This is a genomic window from Pseudomonas sp. C2B4 (genome assembly GCF_013359695.1).
Classification (GTDB): domain Bacteria; phylum Pseudomonadota; class Gammaproteobacteria; order Pseudomonadales; family Pseudomonadaceae; genus Aquipseudomonas.
Window position 1 is genome coordinate 57,910 of the sequence record NZ_JABFMU010000009.1, and the last position, 21,381, is coordinate 79,290.

A 21,381-nucleotide genomic window follows, 5' to 3' on the forward strand; every position below is an offset into this window, starting at 1 on the left:
GTTGTCGGTTGTCCGAAAGTGTCGGCTGCGGCATTCACACCACGTCACGGTATCGTGGCAGGCCGTTGGCCAGGGCACCCTTGGCGGGCATCTTGTTGCGCCCGATGCGATCTGCGTCGCACCTCTACCGGGCATAAAGGGCAGCTTGCCACGCGGCTATTGATTGAACTGCACCAAAGCGACGTGCTCGGTTCTGCCTACGACTCTCCATTAAGTCTAGTTGAGCGGGGCACGGGAGCCTCGGCCAGTGGCTTAATGCCGCTATGGGCTTGTCGTGGTGGATGTATAGCAAGCATTACAGGTGGGAAGAAGCATCAGAACCATGGGCAAATCTACGGAGCAGATGCAGGGGGGGCTGACTCTGCAATCCCGATCGAGTATGAAGTCAGGCACAAGCCGTTCATTTGATAAACAGGGAAAGACCGATGATTGATTTCAACAACAAGGGATTCTTCAAACTCAAGCAAAACGACGAATACGCCGAACGCGTTTCCGCCCTGTTGATCGACGGCGAACACGTCATCGACGCCTACAAATCCATGCGCGACGGCGTGGTGTTCACCAACAAACGCATCATCTCGGTCAACGTCCAGGGCATCACCGGCAGCAAAAAAGACTTCACCTCATTGCCCTACAAAAACATCGTCGCGTACTCGGTCGAAACCTCAGGCACGTTCGACCTGGATTCCGAGCTGGAGATCTACTTCTCATCGTTGGGCAAAGTAAAATTCGAATTCACCGGCAAGACGTCGATGGTGGAAGTTTCGAAGCTGATTTCCCAACATCTGCTTTAACCACCCCCCAACAAAAAGCCCCGGAAACCCCGGGGCCAAACCAAATACCCACCAACACACAAACCCCCTGTAGGAGCGAGCCTGCTCGCGATAACGCCAGCCCAGCCAACACCAATCCCGAATGCAGAACTGCATAAGCAGCCCACCCACCCAAGCCAAACAATGCCAGCCAACTCACCCCAACCCCTGTGGGAGCGGGCTCGCCCGCGATAGCGCCAGCCCAACCAACATCAATCTGAACCAGCCACCAAAATCACAAGCAACCCAACCCCACAGACATCAACAACTACTCTCCAGCCTTCGCCGCCGCCCGCTCGGATACCTGCCCAGAAGCCCGATCCCGAGTCAGCACCTTAACCGCATCATCCACCACCGCCTTACTCATCGCCGTCAAATAATGCGCGGCCCAAGCGTGGTAATCCGTGTCCCTGACATAGGCCGCATCCTTGGTCAGCGCCTTGGCGAGAAACAGAAAATCAGAAGCCATGGCCAATGCATCGTCCAACGGGACATCGCGGGTGACGTGGAATAGAGGTTGATCGGAGCAGTAGATGGCGGGGGTTAAACCGATGGTTTTGAGTTCGGGCTGTTCGGTCATTGGCCACCTCCGAGGAGGGAGAGGCAATGGGGGAGGGTGTTATGCGATTGGGAGTTGCGTAGAGGGAACAGCCAAATTTCAAACGGATTGATACTGCGCATTATCCAACTCCTTGATATGAGGAGCTGCCACGTTCGTTTCCACACGAATGGGTGACAGCTGTGCGCAGGGTGGAAAACCGGGAATCAAGGAAACCGGCACGCCCGAAGACGTCCCACGCACAGCCGCCATAACTCACGCCGCAGGCATAAAAAAAGCGCCGGCAGACGTGATGGGGGCGCTGTTGCGCCTTGAATTACACGGGTTTCCACACCCGGTCGCTGAATTGGCAGCGACGGTAGGAGGGTATCGTGCAGATTTAGATCCTGCAACCTTGGAGGGATTCGATCACAAGCACAGATGGCGAAAAATTTAGTCTGTTCCGATTTCGGTCCGTATCAGCATCATCGAAAAGATGCAGGAATGCATCATAAAGGCATCGCAGACATCCTAGCCTCTTCTCCAAGATAGCGAAGCTATTGTTGCCGATGCCCCGCATTAACCAGCTATTCCCTACGCTAGGAATAAATCTCCTAGCCGAAGGCTGACCCTGACGAGGAAACAGGATTGATGTAACCTACCGTGCTAGCCGGCCTTTTGCCATAAACCTAGTACCCAAGTCACGTGAAGACACCGACACCTCTCTCGCCCGACGATGTTATGAGGGATGCAGCTGAGAAGCTTCGCAGTTGGGAATGCGCCAGCAAGAATAGAACAAGGAAGCTTCGGATGAGCGTTCGAGTGACTGTTTTACAGGCTGACCATGGAGATTGCCTACTGGTCTCTTATCTGGGAGACGGAGGGCCCTTCAACATATTGATTGATGGGGGAACGGTCAATACTTTTAGGCGGCCCAATGGGGCGCCCGGCCCATTGAGGCTAATCCTTGATAATCTTAAAACAAGCGGACAGTCAATTGACCTCTGTGTACTAACTCACATTGACAGCGATCATATTGGTGGAATGAAGCGAGCTTTCGAAACCGATGGGTATCTTGGAACTATTACCAAGAAGCTCTGGTATAACTCATCCGTTCTAATTACTGATGCAGCTGGTGTCCCTGACATTATTGAAAATCATGTCAAGTTTGATAAGGATGAAAATCCGCAAACCAGCTTTCGACAAGCATTTACCCTAGAAAGTAAAATCATGTCGGGAAACTATTGGCATAAAAATTTAATATTGACAGGGCAGAAACATACAGAAGGACCATTCACATTAACAGTGCTCTCTCCTTGTAAAGGCGATATTCTTAAGCTGGCGAACAAATGGCCGAAAGAGTTCATAAGTCCTTATACTTCCGGAAAGCGCAAGGATGTCAATGAGTCCTTTGTAAACTTACTAAGTAAAGATTTATTTGTTGATGATGACGCGCCAGCAAATCGCAGCTCCATTTCATTTCTTTTGGAGCTAGGAAGCTTTAGAGCACTCTTTTTGGCCGACGCACCCGATGATGTGGTGCGACAGTCTCTGACATCCCTGGGATACAGCGATTCTAATAAGATAAAAGTTGATTTCGTTAAGGTATCTCACCATGGAAGCCAGAGCAATACGAGCCAAGAGTTTCTCTCGATGATAGATAACTCGGGGTTCTTTTTTTCCACAAACGGTTTGGTACACCAGCATCCCGACAGACTGACCATAGCCAGGATTCTCAAGCAACATCCACAAGCTAAACTGTATTTCAACTACCAAGAAGTAATAAGCCAGACCTTTAGCTATGCTGAGCTTACCAAATACGCCTCAAACATATCCACAATACAAAGTTTGGATTTTTACCCGTGAATTTCTCACAAGACACGACCGCTTTGCAGTGCGTCAATCAGTACGCAGTAAAGGTTAACGGAGGAAGCGGGGTTTTAGTAAGTTCTCTGCACCCCGACGTAGCATATGTCTTAACTGCTCGGCATGTTGCTGAAAAAAAGCAAGTGGTAGAGAGTTACGACGGCTTGAAGATAAAGGTAAAAAAATGCCTCACATTTCCTGATCGGGGGAAAACCAAAGGCTTAGATTGTGCAATTTTAGTAATTGATCCAGTCGAAGGTTTAAATTATGCACCGGTGACAACATCTGCCATTAGGCCAGGAATGCCTTGCTGGATGATTGGTTATCCTGAAAGTCGGGCTCAGATGGTTGGTAATGCCAAGCAGATCAAAAATCAAGACTGTACCGTAGGCTCTGCAGAGAGCCATAAGTTCATCATAAACGCCACAAATGGCCCTCAGAAAATATATATTAATGGATTTTCTGGTGCGGGTGTTTTTATCGATTCAAATGGGCGGCTCGAGCTTTTAGGGATAGAGTATGGAGTAGATGAGGCGCCGATTGATTATAATGAACAAGCTGGACGTTTAGTTTGCTACACAATGAATCATTTCATACAGCTTTTGGCGGATAAAAAACTCCCGCCACTTGCGCCGGATTATTTAGGGTGTTTCTCCCGCATAAGTAATCTGATTTTTAATCTAAACTTCATAAATAACACAACCCTTGCAGAAGTCCAAGTCTACTTAAATCGAATCTCTCAGAACCTAATCGACAACGGCCTTCCTAAGCCTTTTCAAATGGTGGAAAAATATGGCTCCCATCTCTTGATCCCAAGCACAGATCCTGGGGCAATAATGGATCGAAACCTCTGGGTCGGACTTTTGGAGTTTTACGTAATTTGCAGTGCAATTGATTCCGTGCAATGTCTTGCAAGTGAATACATTGAGGACTCAGCTAAAACTCGAAGATTTTTGTATCACAACTCAAGCCAGAGTTGGCTCGCTAAACTCAGGGAAATATTGGATTTTGCAAACCAAACAATGAGCTCCCACGGTGTAGTTGTTGTAGGCTCGCCAGAAGGTAATCCCTTGATAGAGCCTGACGAAATCCATCTAAGCGACATAATAACCGACATTGCTTCTCCTAACCCTGTTGCACAAAAGCAAGAAATAGATGCTCATACGGTGAGCAAGCTTGAAAGCCTTTCAGTGCACCACCTTACTGCACTTAATAGCAAATGCTTAGTTAAGAATGAGTATCGACTCAGAGGTAAGAGCCAAATCGAATTCGTAAAACTATTTAAGGAGTACTATGGAGAGTTTATTAAGGGCAGACCTTAATCTTCGAAGCTTGGAGGCTGAATTTCCAAACTTCAAATTTTACGCATATGCCTCAAGTGATCAGTCGATTGTTTGCTTTGCATGTTTTAATAGCAATAAGGAAAATATACTATCCAATTGGGAAGGGATACAAGGCATCATAGCCGGAAAATTTCAAGCCACAGATGATCGCGCAAAATGGAATTATTATCTTGCATTTTTCACCCCTGAAAAGTTACCAATAACAGAAATTTATCGCATCCAGAACGACAGATTTTGTAGTCGTAAATTGATATTTGATAAACATGTGTACCCCTTCGATGCTGAGCACATCCAGCAAGTTTTGAGCAGGGATATACTGGGGTCGTCACTTAAACTAGACCTACGACAAATACCAGAACAATTTAACAGTTCTCTGTCCGAAGTATTGACGTCCGTTCCATTGAGCCACAATCCGATAGACAAAGACAAAAGGCGCGCAATTTTAAGTAGCTTGATAGGTGCATAATAGATGAAAATCAAGAACGTTAAGATTCAGGCTTTTCGCGCTTACAATAGCATTGAAAATGGTACTTTCGACTTTTTACTTAACGATGGTGAGCCTGCAAAATTTGTCGCTCTCTATGCGCCTAATGGCTTCGGCAAAAGCTCTTTTTATGATGCTGTAGAATGGGCGCTCACTAAGAGCATAGGTCGATATGTTCGTGCCTCAACCAAAACAAACAACGTGGCGGCAGCAGACAACAGCAAAGACCCGGAGTCTCCTCAATACATTTTACGCAACCACGATGCTCCCCTTGAACTTAAGACATCTGTCAGTGTTCTCACAACTATAAGTAAAAAGCCATTTACGCGAAATCTATCGCCTGCCGTAGATGGAGCAAGAGATTTTTCATTCACTGGAAAAGTCGCCAAGGGGCGAGCAGCATTCAGAGATATATTTTTATCCCAAGAAGGTGTGGATGCCTTCATTCGAGAAAGCAAGCCAGCTGATCGCTATGAACGCTTCATGGATACGTTCTCCGTGGATGCGGAAGACACTCGCAAGAAGCTCTATGCCCTCAGGGCTGAAAATACACAGATGCTGGATGAGATTAGAAATGAGATTTCTAAACTAGAGGAACTGATAGCTAAACCTGTAAATCTTACGGCCTTTGAGCAATATAATTTAGCCGTGAACTCACTAGGTGATGAAGGCCAGTATCTTAAGGTATCAGAAAGCAATTTAAATCAAGCCTCGGAAGGCAATCTCAAGTTTATGATTGCGGAGGTGATTCGACGCTTCGAACGTCTTGCTGAGTTTAAAAACTCGGAAATTGAGTTATTGAAAAATCTCATACTAGACTCCGAAATTGCGTATGACTCAGAAAGAAGCCTGGCTGACTCAGTCGAGACTTACAGCCACCTTTCGATGGCAGTTGCAAAAAGCAGGAGGTGTAAAGAGCTCAGCACGCAAATTGAGAATCAACAAGCTGTACTGACCGACCTAAATTCACAGGTTAGCGAATTGAAACAGCTTGCACAGTCGCTGCCACCCTTTGATGTTGCAACTAAAAGCATTGCAATCTTAGAGCAGAGCCTATCGGAAGAACTACTATCTCTTAAAAATGAAGAGTCCACGCACAAGGTCATCAGTATTGCGCTTGAAAAATTATCTAAGAGTATCACTGACGCAGATACTCTGTTACACCAGTGGAGATCATACCAAGACGCCGCAAAAAATAGTTTTCTGATAATTCAGACAGAGTCTGAGCTAATCCAACAGATCAACCTTAAGATTCAAGATTTAGAGTCGCGACTTTCTGCACTAAACATAAGTGAGCTCGCACTTTCTGAGCGCATCAACAAACTTAGCATCTCTGGTCTAGATCGGCACAATGTCATATCGAACATAACAGGGCTCATCCCCATATCTGAAGACGTATCTATTAGGTTGTCCTCAGCAAATCGAAGAATTGTTCAGCTGGAGGCTCAATTATCTGAAAACGCCTTGGCTTTAAAGGCTGTCAATGATCAGTCCGGGCTATTTGGGCAACTGGTAAACCTTGGGCAAACACTAATTTTAGAACACAAGGGGGCGAATTGCCCCTTGTGCAACCACCCATATGATGATCATGAAAAACTTCTAGCAGCCATTGCTAAGAACGATGCGATCCCTTCTTTACAGAGCTATTTGCAGCAGCAGGCGCAGAGTATTTCCTCTGAGAGAGAAACCACCGTTAACGAAGCTGACGAACTACTTCGGCGTATTCTACAGTTTGTCGATGAAGCCCTGGCCTCTGTACGGCTGACGTTGGCTCAGGTAACAAAAAATAAACTTATAACTAACTCAGAGCTTAATACTCTTCGCTCACAGCAGATCACTGCTACGGGGAAGCTGAATGCAGCTAGAGAATACACTCTGCAAATGGACGAGCCGGCACTTGTTAATCATATAAACTCACAAATAGCTATTATTGAGGAAAATAAGAAAAGCTACGTATCTCTCCGCGAAATTGAAGAGCGGGGGTTTCGTCGATGCTTATCTCTTATCGAGCAATCACAAAAAAATATACAAGAACTCCGTTCATCCGTAGACGCACACAAAGGGCAACCGGCTTATCTATTTGTTGCTCAGTATGCGAGTAAAATAGGACTCCCATTGGGGGCAGGACTTCATGAACACTGCAAAACTAAGCAGGAAGAGTTAATTCAAAAATTAAGTGATGCTGAAACCTTGCTGAACCAAGCACTCACCGAGACCTCCACTCTCCAAAGTTGGATGATTCAATCGAAAATTTGGCTAAAAGATTCGGACGTCGAACAAGCTTATACCGAACTCCATGATTCAAGGGCGACTTGGCTCGGTCTGCAGTCTAATTTTGGAAAAAGATTCTCAGAAATTTTTAATATACCTGCACCTAGCGCTCTAAATATAACTAACGGTCTACTAAATGGAAAAATTTCTGAGTGCTTGGCAGAGTGCGCAACGCTCAGAAAAAAAATAGATACGTGCTCTACATTGCAGGAATTGCTTCCTGTTCTTCTGCCTTATATTGAGCATCTGACACATAAGCGAAACCTCTCACCCTTGATGCTGCTTAAAACACAGCATGAAGCTTTACAGGAGAGGTTGGAAAATGAAATATCCGAGGTCGTATCATATTTAGAATCAAAAATATCTGGCTTTTTCTATAACGACCTCATAAACGAGATTTATAAAAAAATAGATCCACATCCTAATTTCAATACTGTCGAATTTGTTCCTACTTTTTCGCAAGATGAGCGACCTAGCTTGCATATAGTAGTGGTGGATGAGAAAAATAAACGAGTCCCGCCGACTTTGTATTTCAGTGCCGCCCAGCTTAACATCCTAAGTCTCAGTATATTCTTAGCAAAGGCTATTCACGCTACTTACGAGGGTGCTCCAGTCGACGTGATATTCATCGATGATCCGATGCACTCTATGGACTCCATCAATATCCTATCAACCATTGATTTGCTCCGAAACATCAGTCGCCAACTTAATAAGCAGATCATAATCTCTACTCACGATGAGAATTTCTACAAACTACTTCAAAAGAAAATTCCACTTGATAATGGATCTAAATTTTTGAGGCTTGAGTCATACGGCGTAGTCCGCGTCGAGCCAGCGCAACTGTAAAAAGTCTCTTACGAATTCATCATAGCTCGCTTGAGCTATGATGAAATGAGTCGCCCATCGTTTCGTAGGCACCTCCAAGCCTTGTAATGAAGCGCCTTAGGGGATGTCATGAGCAACCAGCGCTTTCCAAACAATTCAGAATCCAGGCGGTCAACCAAGTGACTGAAAAGGCGCTCTTTCTCAGACGTGACTACGCGATTGGGCGTGTCCGCCGTGTAGAATCCCAACTCCCCCAGCCCATGAGCCAATCGCGGACTGCCAAATAAGGAGTAACAACTTGCTTACCCGTCCCGATAAGGAGAAAGGGGATAGATTTATTATTGGTTAAATTTCCGCTTTATATGCCGCCAGCCCGTATTCATTGAATGGCTTTCAGATAATCCCGCAGGGCAATGAGTGGGCCATTCAGCTCCCTAATAGCCTGAATCCCAGCAAACTCCCCCGCCAACTTCCCCAACTCCCGCCCCAACGGCTTATCCACACCCCCAACAGCCTCCAACGCCAACCCTACACACTCATCCACCTTCACCTGAATCCCCTCAACATCCCCCCGGCGCACCAGCAACTCAAACACATCCCGCTGGTAATCACCCATCACCAAATCATCCCGCAAAATCGGGCTTGAACCTTCCGTTTCATAAGCGAGTTTGAGAGAGAAGAGGGCGACGGTTTCCAGTTGCGATTCCATGGGTGAGTCCTTGTGAAAGGGTCAGGCGGGGTGAAGGGTAAAAAAGGTCAAAAGATCGCAGCCTTCGGCAGCTCCTACACGGGACGGTGGGGTGTCAGGTGCTTTTCTATAGGCGAAAAAAAAGGCCTTGCTAAGCAAGACCTTTCTTAATTTTGGTGCCCCGAGGGAGACTCGAACTCCCACTCCTTTCGAAAACGGATTTTGAATCCGCCGCGTCTACCAATTCCGCCATCAGGGCTCAATGGCGGCGAAGTATAGAGAGGTGAATACCGCTGGTCAATCAGGTACATGGAGAATTTTTGATATTTCCGCTAGACTTCCCGGCCCTGCTAGACGAACCCCATCATGCGCGTTGCTGACTTTACTTTCGAGCTTCCTGATTCGCTGATTGCCCGCCATCCTTTGGCCGAGCGTCGCGGTAGTCGCTTGTTGACCCTGGATGGGGTCAGCGGCGCCCTGGCACACCGTCAATTCACTGATTTGCTGGAGCATTTGCGCCCTGGCGATTTGATGGTGTTCAACAATACCCGGGTGATTCCGGCGCGGCTGTTTGGCCAGAAGGCTTCCGGCGGCAAGCTGGAAATCCTGGTGGAGCGGGTGCTGGACAGTCATCGCGTGCTGGCCCATGTGCGTTCCAGCAAGTCGCCCAAGCCTGGGTCGAAGATCCTGATCGATGGCGGTGGCGAGGCCGAGATGCTGGCGCGTCACGATGCGTTGTTCGAGCTGGGGTTTGCCGAAGAAGTCTTGCCGTTGCTCGACCGCGTCGGGCACATGCCGTTGCCTCCTTATATAGACCGCCCGGATGAAGGCGCCGATCGCGAGCGCTATCAGACGGTGTACGCCGAGCGCCTGGGCGCGGTGGCGGCGCCGACGGCGGGGCTGCATTTCGATCAGTCGCTGCTGGAAGCGATTGCCGCCAAGGGCGTCGAGACGGCGTTCGTGACCCTGCACGTTGGCGCGGGCACTTTCCAGCCGGTGCGCGTGGAGAAGATCGAAGACCACCACATGCACAGCGAATGGCTGGAAGTCGGCCAGGACGTGGTGGATGCGGTGGCCGCCTGTCGCGCGCGCGGCGGTCGGGTGGTGGCGGTGGGGACTACCAGCGTGCGTTCCCTGGAAAGCGCCGCCCGCGATGGCGTGCTCAAGCCGTTCAGTGGCGATACCGACATCTTTATCTACCCGGGCCGGCCGTTTCATGTGGTCGATGCCCTGGTCACCAACTTCCATTTGCCCGAATCCACGCTGTTGATGCTGGTTTCGGCGTTCGCCGGTTATCCGGAAACCATGGCCGCCTATAAAGCCGCGGTCGACAACGGATACCGCTTTTTCAGCTACGGTGATGCGATGTTCATCACCCGTAACCCCGCTCCAAGCGGCCCAGAGGAAACAGAATGAGTCGCGAATGTCGCATGTCGTTTGAGCTGCTTGCCACCGATGGCAAGGCTCGTCGTGGTCGCTTGACCTTCCCCCGTGGCACCGTCGAGACCCCGGCCTTCATGCCGGTCGGCACCTATGGCACGGTCAAGGGCATGCTGCCACGGGATATCGAGGCGATTGGCGCTGAAATTATCCTGGGCAACACCTTTCACCTGTGGCTGCGCCCGGGCATGGAAGTGATCAAGAAGCACGGCGACCTGCACGATTTCATGCAGTGGAAAGGCCCGATCCTGACCGACTCCGGCGGTTTTCAGGTGTTCAGCCTGGGCGCCATGCGCAAGATCAAGGAGGAGGGCGTGACCTTCGCTTCCCCGGTCGACGGCGCCAAGGTGTTCATGGGCCCGGAAGAGTCGATGCAGGTCCAGCGTGACCTGGGCTCCGACATCGTGATGATTTTCGACGAATGCACGCCGTACCCGGCCGACGAAGACGTTGCCCGCGTGTCGATGGAGTTGTCGCTGCGTTGGGCCCAGCGCTCGAAAAACGCCCATGCCGACAACACGGCGGCGCTGTTCGGTATCGTTCAGGGCGGCATGCACCAGGATCTGCGCATGCGCTCCCTGGAAGGCCTCGACAAGATCGGCTTCGACGGCCTGGCTATCGGCGGTCTGTCGGTGGGCGAGCCCAAGCATGAAATGATCAAGGTGCTGGATTATCTGCCAGCCCAGATGCCGGCTGACAAACCTCGTTACCTTATGGGCGTTGGCAAACCGGAAGATCTGGTTGAGGGTGTGCGCCGCGGTGTGGACATGTTCGATTGCGTGATGCCAACCCGTAATGCCCGCAATGGGCATCTGTTCATTGACACAGGCGTGATCAAGATCCGTAACGCGTTCCATCGCCATGATGATTCGCCGCTGGATCCGACCTGCGATTGCTATACCTGCCAGAACTTCTCCCGTGCTTATCTGCATCACCTGGACAAGTGCGGCGAAATGCTGGGAAGCATGCTCAATACCATCCATAACTTGCGCCATTATCAAGTGCTTATGGCTGGTTTGCGCGAGGCTATTCAACAGGGTACATTGGCCGCCTTTGTCGATGCCTTCTACGCCAAACGCGGGCTTCCCGTTCCGCCTTTGGACTGAGTTTTCTGACCCCAAGATTCAACATTTGCAACTGGAGTGCTAAATGAGCTTTTTTATCTCTAATGCCATGGCAGACGCTGCAGCACCTGCTGCAGCCCCGATGGGCGGCGGCTTTGAGTGGATTTTCCTGGTCGGCTTCCTGGTCATCTTCTACCTGATGATCTGGCGTCCACAGGCCAAGCGCGCCAAAGAGCAGAAGAACCTGCTGAGCAGCCTGCAGAAAGGCGACGAAGTTGTGACCACCGGCGGTATCGCTGGCAAGATCACCAAAGTGGCTGACGATTTCGTCGTTCTGGAAGTTTCCGACACCGTCGAAATGAAATTCCAGAAGGGCGCCATCGCCGCCACGCTGCCTAAGGGCACGCTGAAAGCGATCTAAGTTTCAACTTCTACTCAATCGACGGGGCGCGCAAGGCGCCCCGCGTCATAAGCGGGCGGCGTGATGCTGAACAAATACCCTCTGTGGAAATACATTCTGATCCTGGCGGTGCTGGCGATCGGTCTGATTTATTCCGCTCCCAATCTTTATCCTGATGACCCGGCCATTCAGGTCAGCGGTGCAAGCACTGCGCTGCAGGTCAATCAGGCAGATCTGGACCGTGTGAGCGCTGCGCTCAAGGAATCCGGGATCGACGTCAAGGCTGCCACCCTGGCTGCCGGCGGCAAGGGCGGTCTGATTCGCCTGGTCAAGGCTGAAGACCAGTTGCCTGCCAAGGACGTTGTGCGCAAGGCGTTGGGTGATGACTACGTCGTCGCGCTGAACCTGGCACAAACCACCCCGCAATGGCTGCGCAGCCTGGCCGCGCACCCGATGAAGCTGGGCCTGGACTTGTCCGGTGGTGTGCACTTCCTGCTTGAAGTGGACATGGACAAAGCCCTGGATGCACGCCTGAAAGTCTACGAAGGCGACGTCAAGAGCCTGTTGCGTAAAGAGAAACTGCGCTATCGCAGCCTGCCGCAACTGGGCGGTGCCATTCAGCTGGGCTTCACCGATGAAGCGACCCGCGAACAGGCCCGTACCATCATTCGCAAGAACTTCAACGATTTCGACATTGTTCCGGCCGACCTCAATGGCCAACCGGTACTGCGTCTGGCGATGACCCCGGCGAAGCTGGCGGAAATCCGCGAATACTCCATCAAGCAGAACTTGACCACGGTACGTAACCGCGTCAACGAGCTGGGTGTTGCTGAACCGATCGTCCAGCGTCAGGGCGCCAACCGTATCGTGGTTGAGCTGCCGGGCGTACAGGACACCGCAGAAGCCAAGCGTATCCTCGGCAAGACGGCCAACCTCGAGTTCCGTCTGGCGGCTGAGCCTGGTGCTTCGAAAGCCACTTCCGAAGAATTCGAGTTCCGTGAAGGCAAGCGTCCTCCTGCGTTGATCGAGCGTGGCCTGATCATCACGGGCGACCAGGTGACTGACGCCAAGGCTGGTTTCGGCGAGCACGGCACGCCAGAAGTGAACATCCGTCTGGACGGTCACGGCGGCGAGCTGATGAGCCGTGCGACCCGTTCGAACGTCGGTCGCAGCATGGCGGTGATCTTCATCGAGCAGCGTCCGGTCACCACTTACACCAAGCAAGTGGTCGACGGCGTCGAGAAAGAAGTGCCGGTGCAGTCGTTTAAAGAAGAGAAGAAGATCATCAGCCTGGCGACCATTCAGTCGCCGCTGGGTGCTCAGTTCCGCATCACCGGCCTGAACGGCCAGGGCGAATCGTCCGAACTGGCGCTGCTGCTGCGTGCCGGTGGTCTGGCGGCGCCGATGTACTTCGCTGAAGAGCGCACCATTGGTCCTAGCCTGGGTGCCGACAACATCGTCAAAGGTGTTGATGCATCCCTGTGGGGCATGTTGTTCGTTTCGCTGTTCATCATTGCCATCTACCGCTTCTTCGGCATCATCGCCACCGTCGCGCTGGCGGTGAACATGGTGCTGCTGCTGGCCCTGATGTCGCTGCTGGGTGCAACGCTGACCCTGCCAGGTATCGCCGGTATCGTGTTGACCATGGGTATGGCGGTCGACGCCAACGTACTGATCTTCTCGCGGATACGTGAAGAGATCGCGGCGGGCATGAGTGTGCAGCGGGCAATCAACGAAGGTTTCGGTCGCGCATTCACCGCGATTCTCGACGCCAACCTGACCACCTTGCTGGTGGGCGGGATCCTGTTTGCCATGGGTACAGGTCCGGTCAAGGGCTTCGCCGTGACCATGTCCCTCGGGGTTCTGACCTCGATGTTCACGGCCATCATGGTCACCCGCGCGATGGTCAACCTGATCTTCGGCGGTCGTGACTTCAAGAAGTTGTGGATTTAAGGGGCTGCCATGTTACGTACAATCAACTTCATGGGCGTTCGCAACTTCGCGTTCGGCGTCACATTGTTCCTCACGGCCCTGGCATTGTTCAGCTGCGCCACCAAAGGCATGAACTGGGGCCTGGACTTCACCGGCGGTACGCTCATCGAGCTGACCTACGAGCGTCCGGCTGATGTGACCAAGGTACGTGAGCAACTGGTTACGGCCGGTTATCACGAAGCCGTGGTACAGAACTTCGGCGCCACCACTGATCTGCTGGTGCGCATGCCTGGCGAAGACCCGCAACTGGGCCACCAGGTGGCTTCGGCGTTGCAGAAGGTCGGCGGCGAAAACCCGGCGACGGTCAAGCGCGTCGAGTTCGTCGGCCCGCAAGTGGGTGAAGAGCTGCGCGACCAGGGCGGCCTCGGCATGCTGATGGCGCTGGGCGGCATCCTGATCTACCTGGCCTTCCGCTTTCAGTGGAAGTTCGCGGTCGGTGCAATCGTTTCGCTGATCCACGACGTGATCGTGACCATCGGTATCCTGTCGTTCTTCCAGATCACCTTCGACCTGACGGTGCTGGCGGCGGTACTGGCGATCATCGGTTATTCGCTCAACGACACCATCGTGGTATTCGACCGGGTTCGTGAGAACTTCCGCGTACTGCGCAAGGCCAGCCTGATCGAGAACATCAACATCTCGACCACCCAGACCCTGCTGCGGACCATCGCGACGTCGGTTTCGACCTTGCTGGCCATTGCCGCGCTGCTGTTCTTCGGTGGCGACAACCTGTACGGCTTCTCCCTGGCGCTGCTGGTGGGTGTTCTGGCGGGTACTTATTCGTCGATCTACATCGCCAACGTGGTGCTGATCTGGCTGAATCTGAGCTCCGAAGACCTGATTCCGGTAGTCAACACCGAGAAGGAAGTCGACGACCGTCCTTGAAGGAAGCTTCCTTCAGCGATGTAGTCCAAAAAGGCGCGAGTTGAACTCGCGCCTTTTTTTATGCTCCAAGGCTGGGAGAAGCGCGGGTTTATCCCGCATTTGATGGTCAGGAGGTTCATGTGAACAAGTCGATGCTGGTTGGTGCTGTTCTGGGTGCTGTCGGTGTGACTGCCGGGGGTGCTGTGGCCACCTACAGCCTGGTTAAAAATAACGGCCCCGAGTATGCGCAAGTACTCGCCGTTGAGCCGGTCAAGACGCAAATCAAGACTCCACGTGAAGTGTGCAAGGATGTAGCTGTCACCCGGCAAGCGCCGGTGAAAGATCAACACCAGATCGCCGGTACCGTGGTAGGTGCGCTGGCGGGTGGTCTGCTGGGTAACCAGATCGGCGGCGGCACCGGCAAGAAAATTGCCACGGTGGCGGGCGCGGTCGGTGGCGGTTATGCCGGCAACAAGGTTCAGGAGGGCATGCAAGAGCGTGACACCTACACCACGACGCAGACCCGTTGTAATACGGTGAATGACATCAGTGACAAGGTCGTGGGCTACGATGTGCGGTACTCGCTGGATGGCAAGGAAGGTAAGGTCCGGATGGATCGCGATCCGGGTAACCAGATTCCTGTGGATAAAGAGGGCAAGTTGATCCTGTCGGAGAATCAGCAGGCTCATTGATCGGCTCAAGACGATTCAAAAAGAAGCACCCTGCGGGGTGCTTTTTTTGTGCCTTAAATACTGATTTGAGGCCTCTGATAGACCCTGTGGGAGCGGGCTTGCCCGCGATAGCGATCTGTCTGGCACATTGATGTTGTGTGTGCCGACGCTATCGCAGGCAAGCCAGCTCCCACAGGGATTTGTGGTGTTTTCGGGGGGGGGGGCAAATTCCAGGCATAAAAAAAGCACCCCGAAGGGTGCTTTTCTCTGTCGCTGGAGGCTTAGCGCTTCAGCGAGGCCGGCAGGTGCGGCTGGATGGCCGTCAGGACTGCCTTGAAGCATTTGGTGTTGCCGGCAACGACGTGGCCTTTTTCAAGGAAGTCGTGACCGCCGGTGAAGTCGCTCACCAGACCGCCTGCTTCCTGGATCAGCAGGGCGCCTGCCGCCATGTCCCACTCGGATAGGCCCGACTCCCAGAACGCATCGAAACGACCGGCGGCCACGTAGGCCAGGTCCAGGCTGGCGGAGCCGGCGCGGCGGATGCCGGCGGTCTGGCCAACCAGGGCGCGGAACATGCCCAGGTAGTTGTCGAGGTTGTCCATCTGGTCGTCACGGAACGGGAAGCCGGTACCCAGCAGGGCGCCGTCCAGGCTGGTGCGGCCGCTGACGCGCAGGCGACGACCGTTCAGTTGAGCGCCGCGACCACGGCTGGCGGTGAATTCTTCCTGGCGAACCGGGTCCAGAACAACAGCGTGTTCCAGGCGACCGCGGTATTTGCAGGCGATGCTGACAGCGAAGTGAGGAATGCCGCGCAGGAAGTTGGTGGTGCCGTCCAGCGGATCGATGATCCACAGGTATTCTTCGCCTTCGATCCCGGTACCGGCGTGCAGACCGGTCTCTTCACCCATGATCGAGTGATTCGGGTAAGCCTTGCGCAGCGCGTCGATGATTTTCTGTTCGGCGGCGCGATCCACCTCGGATACGTAATCCTTGGCGTCTTTTTCGTCGACCTTGATGGTATCCAGGCGCTCGATGGAGCGGAAGATCAATTCACTGGCGCTGCGGGCGGCGCGCAGCGCGATATTCAGCATGGGCTGCATGGATGTGTCACCTAAGGTTGTTAAAGAAAGCCGGGCATTCTATCAGAAAGTTTCTACAGGTGAAGGACGACGTTCGCTTTCATGGCTTAACGGTAGTTTGAGCTGTAAGATTCTGCTCCCCCTATATATGTTCGAGAGCGCCTCCCTTGCTGCAAAACATTCGTGTCGTCCTGGTCAATACCAGCCATCCGGGCAATATCGGCGGGACTGCGCGCGCCATGAAAAACATGGGCCTGTCGCGGTTGGTGCTGGTCGAGCCGCGCCTGTTTCCGCATCACGAGGCTGATGCCCGTGCATCCGGTGCCGGGGACATCCTTGAAAAAGCGCAAGTCGTCGCCACCTTGGAAGATGCCTTGGTCGGCTGCAATCTGGTGCTGGGCACCAGCGCCCGCGACCGTCGGATTCCCTGGCCGCTGCTCGATCCCCGCGAATGCGGTGCGAAAGTGGTCGAGGAAGCCGCGCAGGGCGCCGAGATCGCCTTGGTGTTCGGTCGCGAAGATTCCGGCCTGACCAACGAAGAGCTGCAGCGATGTCACTATCACGTGCACATCCCATCCGACCCTGAGTTCAGCTCGCTGAACCTTGGGGCGGCGGTGCAGGTGTTGAGTTATGAAGTGCGCATGTCCTGGCTGGCGGCCGAAGGTCAGCCGAGCAAGGTCGAAAAGGAAGAAGTGGCATCGGTCAAAAGCGCTGAGCTGGCGACCATGGATGAGCTGGAACGATTCTATGAGCACCTGGAGCAAACCCTGGTGGCCATTGAATTTCTCGATCCGGAAAAGCCACGGCACTTGATGGCGCGCCTGCGCCGGTTGTACGGACGCAGCTCGGTCAGCCGGGCGGAAATGAATATATTGCGTGGCATCCTCACGGAAACCCAAAAAGCGGCCCGTGGTGAGCTTCTTAAGCGGAAGGATTAATGATGTTCGAGCGTTTGCGTGAAGATATCCAGAGTGTTTTCCATCGTGATCCGGCGGCGCGTAATGCTTTTGAAGTCCTGACCTGCTACCCCGGCATGCATGCCATCTGGATCCATCGCCTGTCTTCGATGCTGTGGCGTGCCGACCTGAAATGGCTGGCGCGGCTGGTGTCGAACTTCGGTCGCTGGCTGACCGGGATCGAGATTCATCCGGGCGCCAAGGTCGGTCGGCGTTTCTTCATCGACCATGGCATGGGCATTGTCATCGGTGAAACCGCCGAGATCGGTAATGACGTGACCCTGTATCAGGGTGTGACCCTGGGCGGGACCAGCTGGAACAAAGGCAAGCGTCACCCGACCCTGGGTGATGGTGTGGTGGTTGGGGCGGGCGCGAAGGTGCTCGGTCCGTTCACTGTTGGAGCTGGCGCCAAGGTGGGCTCCAATGCCGTTGTGACCAAAGAAGTGCCGCCGGGCGCCACTGTGGTGGGTATTCCGGGGCGGATCATCGTCAAGCCTGACGAAGAGCAGGACGCCAAGCGCAAGGCCATGGCCGAGAAGATCGGCTTCGATGCTTACGGTGTGACTGAAGACATGCCGGATCCTGTGGCTCGCGCCATCAACCAACTGCTGGATCACCTGCAAGCAGTGGATGGTCGCCTGGAGGGAATGTGCGGGGCGTTGAAGGATCTGGGCAGTAATTACTGTGCGAAAGATCTGCCTGAGCTGCGCGAAGAAGATTTCGCCTGTGTGAAGGACAAGGATCAGAGCCAGGCCAGTTAATGCCTTTATAGGTCGTATTCAGGCAATGGCACAGCGCTAAGCGGTGTGCCATTAAGCCGCAGACCCTGATATCATGCGCCCGCTCTTTGCGGGTAATCCTGACTAAAGTACTAGGTCTTATAGTTGACTTAAATACTCAGGAATTGCATACTCGCCCCATTCCGAACTCCGTGGTAATTGTCCATGCGACTGACTACAAAAGGCCGATACGCCGTGACCGCCATGCTTGATCTGGCGTTGCACGCGCAGCACGGGCCCGTGTCCCTGGCCGATATCTCCGAGCGCCAAGGCATCTCCCTGTCCTACCTCGAACAGCTTTTCGCCAAGCTGCGCCGCAGCAACCTGGTGTCCAGCGTTCGCGGTCCAGGCGGCGGCTACCAGCTGTCACGCGACATGCAGGGTATCCAGGTCGCCCAGGTGATCGATGCGGTGAACGAATCGGTCGATGCCACCAAATGCCAGGGGCAGGGTGATTGCCATCAAGGCGACACCTGCCTGACCCACCACTTGTGGTGCGACCTGAGCCTGCAGATTCACGAATTTCTGAGCGGTATCAGCTTGGCTGACCTTGTGACTCGCCGTGAGGTGCAAGAAGTAGCCCAGCGCCAGGATCAACGCCGTTGCAACAGCAAGGTGCCACGCCTGGACAAGATTGAAGCGTCCGCCGTCGAATGACAGCCACAGAGCTAACGGCGCGCCAGCCAGCCTGATTTAGGAGATAGTCCATGAAATTGCCGATTTACCTTGATTACTCTGCGACTACCCCGGTTGATCCGCGTGTCGCGCAAAAAATGAGTGAATGCCTGCTGGTCGACGGAAACTTCGGTAACCCGGCGTCCCGTTCCCACGTGTTTGGCTGGAAAGCTGAAGAGTCCGTCGAAAACGCCCGTCGTCAGGTGGCCGACCTGGTCAATGCCGATCCGCGTGAAATCGTCTGGACCTCCGGTGCCACCGAATCCGACAACCTGGCAATCAAGGGTGCGGCACATTTCTACGCCACCAAAGGCAAACACCTGATCACCACCAAGATCGAGCACAAGGCTGTCCTGGACACCATGCGCCAACTGGAGCGTGAAGGTTTCGAAGTCACCTACATCGAACCTCGCACCGATGGTCTGGTGACCCCGGAAATGATCGAAGCTGAACTGCGTGACGACACCATCCTGGTGTCGGTCATGCACGTGAACAACGAAATCGGTACCGTCAACGACATCGCCGCCATCGGCGAGCTGCTGCGTTCCAAAGGCATCCTGTTCCACGTCGACGCCGCTCAGTCCACCGGCAAGGTCGAAATCGACCTGCAGAAGCTGAAAGTTGACCTGATGTCGTTCTCCGCTCACAAGACCTACGGTCCTAAAGGCATCGGCGCCCTGTACGTAAGCCGCAAGCCGCGTGTGCGCATCGAAGCGACCATGCACGGTGGCGGTCATGAGCGCGGCATGCGCTCCGGCACCCTGGCGACTCACCAGATCGTCGGCATGGGCGAAGCTTTCCGGGTGGCCAAGGAAGACATGGTTGCCGAGAATGCACGCATCAAAGCCCTGAGCGACCGCTTCTACAAGCAGGTCGAGCACCTGGAAGAGCTGTACGTCAACGGCAGCCTGACCGCCCGCGTTCCGCACAACCTGAACTTGAGCTTCAACTACGTTGAAGGCGAGTCGCTGATCATGGCGCTCAAGGATCTGGCGGTTTCGTCCGGTTCGGCCTGCACCTCGGCATCGCTGGAGCCTTCGTACGTGCTGCGCGCCCTGGGCCGTAACGACGAACTGGCACACAGCTCGATCCGTTTCACCTTCGGCCGCTTCACCACCGAAGAAGAAATCGACTACGCCGCGCAGAAAGTCTGCGAGGCCGTTACCAAGCTGCGCGCTCTGTCGCCGCTGTGGGACATGTACAAAGACGGTGTCGACATTTCGAAAATCGAGTGGGCGGCACACTGATTTCAAGTCGCCGCGAACCAGCCCCGAGGACTCAGGTCCCGGGGCCCAAAGAGCGACTCTCTGATGAGTGAGGATTAAGAACCATGGCTTACAGCGAAAAGGTCATCGACCACTACGAAAACCCGCGCAACGTCGGCAAGATGGACGCGGAAGATCCTGATGTCGGCACCGGCATGGTCGGCGCTCCGGCATGCGGCGACGTGATGCGCCTGCAGATCAAGGTCAACGACGCCGGCATCATCGAAGATGCCAAGTTCAAGACCTATGGCTGCGGTTCCGCCATCGCTTCCAGCTCCCTGGCCACCGAGTGGATGAAGGGCAAGACGCTGGACGAAGCAGAAACCATCAAGAACACCCAGCTGGCTGAAGAACTGGCCCTGCCGCCAGTGAAAATTCACTGCTCCGTGCTCGCTGAAGACGCCATCAAGGCGGCCGTTCGCGACTACAAGCAGAAGAAAGGCTTGATCTGACTTTCAGGATTTGGCGACGAGTAAGGAGTCACCGATGGCTATCAGCATGACAGAAGCGGCTGCTCGACACGTGCGACGCTCCCTCGACGGGCGCGGCAAAGGTGAGGGGATTCGCCTGGGTGTTCGCACCACAGGCTGTTCCGGCCTCGCCTACGTGCTGGAGTTTGTCGACGAGGTGGTTGCAGAGGATCAGGTGTTCGAAAGTCACGGCGAGAAAGTGATCATCGACCCGAAAAGCCTGGCCTACCTGGACGGCACCGAGCTCGATTTCGTCAAGGAAGGGTTGAACGAAGGCTTCAAGTTCAACAACCCCAACGTGCGCGGTGAATGTGGCTGCGGCGAAAGCTTCAACATCTGAGGCTGCTCGTGGGTACTCCTTGTCATTTCGCTTTATTTGAGCTGCAACCGAGTTTCAATCTGGACCTCGATCAGCTGGCTTCGCGCTACCGCGAGTTGGCGCGCAGCGTTCATCCGGACCGCTTTGCTGACGCCTCCGAGCGTGAGCAGCGGCTGGCGCTAGAGCAATCCGCGAGCCTCAACGAGGCCTACCAGACGCTCAAGAGTCCCCCCAAGCGCGCGCGTTACCTGCTCGCCTTGAGTGGTGGCGAGCTGCCGCTGGAGGTCACGGTGCATGATCCGGAATTTCTTCTGCAGCAGATGGAGTTGCGCGAAGAGCTCGAGGATCTGCAGGACAGCGCCGATTTGTCGGGCGTTGCCGCGTTCAAGCGCCGCCTGAGGGCCGCCCAGGATGAACTGAACCAAAGCTTCGCAGCTTGCTGGAACGATGCCGCGCAACGTGAACGGGCCGAACGCCTGATGCGGCGCATGCAGTTCCTCGACAAGCTCACCTACGAAGTGCGCCAGTTAGAAGAGCGCCTCGACGATTAACCCAGTGCCGCTCCGGTCGCACGCCTGAT

General features: G+C 53.9%; 21 protein-coding genes and 1 tRNA gene. 18 read left to right on the forward strand and 4 right to left on the reverse strand.

From position 1 onward, the window contains the following. Positions 1 to 425 precede the first annotated feature (425 nt). On the forward strand, positions 426 to 794 hold the full coding sequence (locus HNQ83_RS09400) for a PH domain-containing protein (protein WP_095193791.1): 369 nt from the start codon (positions 426 to 428) through the stop codon (positions 792 to 794). Between the two features lie 286 nt (positions 795 to 1,080). Here HNQ83_RS09400 and HNQ83_RS09405 read toward each other — a convergent pair whose 3' ends face one another. Next, positions 1,081 to 1,392 carry a DUF3077 domain-containing protein gene (locus tag HNQ83_RS09405; RefSeq protein WP_175388694.1) on the reverse strand — a complete coding sequence of 104 codons (312 nt, stop codon included), beginning with the start codon at positions 1,390 to 1,392 and terminating at the stop codon, positions 1,081 to 1,083. A 768-nt stretch (positions 1,393 to 2,160) separates the two neighbouring features. On the opposite strand from HNQ83_RS09405, the gene HNQ83_RS09410 reads away from it, so the two are divergent. Genes HNQ83_RS09410 through HNQ83_RS09420 form a run of 4 tightly spaced genes read left to right on the forward strand, consistent with a single transcriptional unit; the run spans position 2,161 to position 8,160 of the window. Beyond that, positions 2,161 to 3,216: a ComEC/Rec2 family competence protein gene (locus HNQ83_RS09410; protein ID WP_175388695.1), complete on the forward strand. Its 1,056-nt coding sequence runs from the start codon at positions 2,161 to 2,163 to the stop codon at positions 3,214 to 3,216. Continuing rightward, the gene (locus tag HNQ83_RS09415; protein WP_175388696.1) at positions 3,213 to 4,538 is read left to right on the forward strand and encodes an ABC-three component system protein; all 1,326 of its coding nucleotides are present in this window, start codon (positions 3,213 to 3,215) and stop codon (positions 4,536 to 4,538) included. The genes HNQ83_RS09410 and HNQ83_RS09415 overlap by 4 nt, the downstream gene beginning before the upstream one ends. Then, positions 4,510 to 5,025 (forward strand): ABC-three component system middle component 1, encoded by a 516-nt coding sequence (locus HNQ83_RS31620; protein WP_372241887.1) that lies wholly within the window; start codon positions 4,510 to 4,512, stop codon positions 5,023 to 5,025. Before HNQ83_RS09415 ends, HNQ83_RS31620 begins: the two co-directional genes overlap by 29 nt. Before the next feature lie 3 nt (positions 5,026 to 5,028). Next, a complete protein-coding gene (locus HNQ83_RS09420) occupies positions 5,029 to 8,160 on the forward strand; it encodes an AAA family ATPase (RefSeq protein ID WP_175388697.1) in 3,132 nt (1,043 codons plus the stop codon). 358 nt (positions 8,161 to 8,518) lie between these two features. Here the strand turns inward: HNQ83_RS09420 and HNQ83_RS09425 are convergent, their stop codons facing one another. Together HNQ83_RS09425 and HNQ83_RS09430 are read right to left on the reverse strand one after the other, a co-directional pair. Further along, positions 8,519 to 8,848: a hypothetical protein gene (locus tag HNQ83_RS09425; RefSeq protein WP_175388698.1), complete on the reverse strand. Its 330-nt coding sequence runs from the start codon at positions 8,846 to 8,848 to the stop codon at positions 8,519 to 8,521. 153 nt (positions 8,849 to 9,001) lie between these two features. Beyond that, a tRNA-Leu gene (locus HNQ83_RS09430) sits at positions 9,002 to 9,086 on the reverse strand. Positions 9,087 to 9,193: 107 nt separating this feature from the next. Between HNQ83_RS09430 and queA the strand changes: the two genes are divergently transcribed. From queA to HNQ83_RS09460, 6 genes are all read left to right on the forward strand, one after another. Beyond that, positions 9,194 to 10,243: a tRNA preQ1(34) S-adenosylmethionine ribosyltransferase-isomerase QueA gene (gene queA / locus HNQ83_RS09435; RefSeq protein WP_175388699.1), complete on the forward strand. Its 1,050-nt coding sequence runs from the start codon at positions 9,194 to 9,196 to the stop codon at positions 10,241 to 10,243. 14 nt (positions 10,244 to 10,257) lie between these two features. Continuing rightward, the gene (gene tgt, locus HNQ83_RS09440; protein WP_162634923.1) at positions 10,258 to 11,373 is read left to right on the forward strand and encodes a tRNA guanosine(34) transglycosylase Tgt; all 1,116 of its coding nucleotides are present in this window, start codon (positions 10,258 to 10,260) and stop codon (positions 11,371 to 11,373) included. 43 nt (positions 11,374 to 11,416) lie between these two features. Next, positions 11,417 to 11,752, forward strand: a complete 336-nt coding sequence (gene yajC, locus HNQ83_RS09445) for a preprotein translocase subunit YajC (RefSeq protein WP_007956696.1) — start codon at positions 11,417 to 11,419, stop codon at positions 11,750 to 11,752. Positions 11,753 to 11,815: 63 nt separating this feature from the next. After that, positions 11,816 to 13,684 carry a protein translocase subunit SecD gene (gene secD, locus HNQ83_RS09450; protein ID WP_175388700.1) on the forward strand — a complete coding sequence of 623 codons (1,869 nt, stop codon included), beginning with the start codon at positions 11,816 to 11,818 and terminating at the stop codon, positions 13,682 to 13,684. A gap of 9 nt (positions 13,685 to 13,693) precedes the next feature. Beyond that, a complete protein-coding gene (gene secF, locus HNQ83_RS09455; RefSeq protein WP_175388701.1) occupies positions 13,694 to 14,608 on the forward strand; it encodes a protein translocase subunit SecF in 915 nt (304 codons plus the stop codon). 119 nt (positions 14,609 to 14,727) lie between these two features. Then, complete coding sequence (locus HNQ83_RS09460; RefSeq protein WP_175388702.1) at positions 14,728 to 15,279, forward strand: glycine zipper 2TM domain-containing protein; 552 nt, start codon at positions 14,728 to 14,730, stop codon at positions 15,277 to 15,279. A gap of 260 nt (positions 15,280 to 15,539) precedes the next feature. On the opposite strand, the gene suhB is transcribed toward HNQ83_RS09460, so the two are convergent. Then, complete coding sequence (suhB, locus tag HNQ83_RS09465; protein ID WP_007941397.1) at positions 15,540 to 16,358, reverse strand: inositol-phosphate phosphatase; 819 nt, start codon at positions 16,356 to 16,358, stop codon at positions 15,540 to 15,542. 146 nt (positions 16,359 to 16,504) lie between these two features. Here suhB and trmJ point away from each other — a divergent pair, with 146 nt between their 5' ends. The 7 genes from trmJ (at position 16,505) to hscB (ending at position 21,352) form a co-directional block, all read left to right on the forward strand. Then, the gene (trmJ, locus tag HNQ83_RS09470) at positions 16,505 to 17,275 is read left to right on the forward strand and encodes a tRNA (cytosine(32)/uridine(32)-2'-O)-methyltransferase TrmJ (RefSeq protein WP_096513321.1); all 771 of its coding nucleotides are present in this window, start codon (positions 16,505 to 16,507) and stop codon (positions 17,273 to 17,275) included. 2 nt (positions 17,276 to 17,277) lie between these two features. Continuing rightward, positions 17,278 to 18,054, forward strand: a complete 777-nt coding sequence (gene cysE / locus HNQ83_RS09475) for a serine O-acetyltransferase (protein WP_175388749.1) — start codon at positions 17,278 to 17,280, stop codon at positions 18,052 to 18,054. Positions 18,055 to 18,237: 183 nt separating this feature from the next. Next, complete coding sequence (gene iscR / locus HNQ83_RS09480) at positions 18,238 to 18,729, forward strand: Fe-S cluster assembly transcriptional regulator IscR (RefSeq protein WP_007974010.1); 492 nt, start codon at positions 18,238 to 18,240, stop codon at positions 18,727 to 18,729. Positions 18,730 to 18,779: 50 nt separating this feature from the next. Next, a complete protein-coding gene (locus HNQ83_RS09485; RefSeq protein ID WP_175388703.1) occupies positions 18,780 to 19,994 on the forward strand; it encodes an IscS subfamily cysteine desulfurase in 1,215 nt (404 codons plus the stop codon). An 83-nt stretch (positions 19,995 to 20,077) separates the two neighbouring features. Next, positions 20,078 to 20,464, forward strand: a complete 387-nt coding sequence (iscU, locus tag HNQ83_RS09490; protein ID WP_007974006.1) for a Fe-S cluster assembly scaffold IscU — start codon at positions 20,078 to 20,080, stop codon at positions 20,462 to 20,464. Positions 20,465 to 20,498: 34 nt separating this feature from the next. Then, positions 20,499 to 20,822: an iron-sulfur cluster assembly protein IscA gene (iscA, locus tag HNQ83_RS09495; protein WP_003227904.1), complete on the forward strand. Its 324-nt coding sequence runs from the start codon at positions 20,499 to 20,501 to the stop codon at positions 20,820 to 20,822. Between the two features lie 8 nt (positions 20,823 to 20,830). Further along, on the forward strand, positions 20,831 to 21,352 hold the full coding sequence (gene hscB / locus HNQ83_RS09500) for a co-chaperone HscB (protein WP_175388750.1): 522 nt from the start codon (positions 20,831 to 20,833) through the stop codon (positions 21,350 to 21,352). Positions 21,353 to 21,381: the final 29 nt, after the last annotated feature.

What these genes read in the sequence shown, in the direction of transcription:
- HNQ83_RS09400 (WP_095193791.1), top strand. Translation starts at nt 426, where the DNA reads ATGATTGATTTCAACAACAAGGGATTCTTCAAACTCAAGCAAAACGAC.
- HNQ83_RS09405 (WP_175388694.1), bottom strand. Translation starts at nt 1,392, where the DNA reads ATGACCGAACAGCCCGAACTCAAAACCATCGGTTTAACCCCCGCCATC.
- HNQ83_RS09410 (WP_175388695.1), top strand. Translation starts at nt 2,161, where the DNA reads ATGAGCGTTCGAGTGACTGTTTTACAGGCTGACCATGGAGATTGCCTA.
- HNQ83_RS31620 (WP_372241887.1), top strand. Translation starts at nt 4,510, where the DNA reads ATGGAGAGTTTATTAAGGGCAGACCTTAATCTTCGAAGCTTGGAGGCT.
- HNQ83_RS09420 (WP_175388697.1), top strand. Translation starts at nt 5,029, where the DNA reads ATGAAAATCAAGAACGTTAAGATTCAGGCTTTTCGCGCTTACAATAGC.
- HNQ83_RS09425 (WP_175388698.1), bottom strand. Translation starts at nt 8,848, where the DNA reads ATGGAATCGCAACTGGAAACCGTCGCCCTCTTCTCTCTCAAACTCGCT.
- queA (WP_175388699.1), top strand. Translation starts at nt 9,194, where the DNA reads ATGCGCGTTGCTGACTTTACTTTCGAGCTTCCTGATTCGCTGATTGCC.
- tgt (WP_162634923.1), top strand. Translation starts at nt 10,258, where the DNA reads ATGTCGTTTGAGCTGCTTGCCACCGATGGCAAGGCTCGTCGTGGTCGC.
- yajC (WP_007956696.1), top strand. Translation starts at nt 11,417, where the DNA reads ATGAGCTTTTTTATCTCTAATGCCATGGCAGACGCTGCAGCACCTGCT.
- secD (WP_175388700.1), top strand. Translation starts at nt 11,816, where the DNA reads ATGCTGAACAAATACCCTCTGTGGAAATACATTCTGATCCTGGCGGTG.
- secF (WP_175388701.1), top strand. Translation starts at nt 13,694, where the DNA reads ATGTTACGTACAATCAACTTCATGGGCGTTCGCAACTTCGCGTTCGGC.
- suhB (WP_007941397.1), bottom strand. Translation starts at nt 16,358, where the DNA reads ATGCAGCCCATGCTGAATATCGCGCTGCGCGCCGCCCGCAGCGCCAGT.
- cysE (WP_175388749.1), top strand. Translation starts at nt 17,278, where the DNA reads ATGTTCGAGCGTTTGCGTGAAGATATCCAGAGTGTTTTCCATCGTGAT.
- iscR (WP_007974010.1), top strand. Translation starts at nt 18,238, where the DNA reads ATGCGACTGACTACAAAAGGCCGATACGCCGTGACCGCCATGCTTGAT.
- HNQ83_RS09485 (WP_175388703.1), top strand. Translation starts at nt 18,780, where the DNA reads ATGAAATTGCCGATTTACCTTGATTACTCTGCGACTACCCCGGTTGAT.
- iscU (WP_007974006.1), top strand. Translation starts at nt 20,078, where the DNA reads ATGGCTTACAGCGAAAAGGTCATCGACCACTACGAAAACCCGCGCAAC.
- iscA (WP_003227904.1), top strand. Translation starts at nt 20,499, where the DNA reads ATGGCTATCAGCATGACAGAAGCGGCTGCTCGACACGTGCGACGCTCC.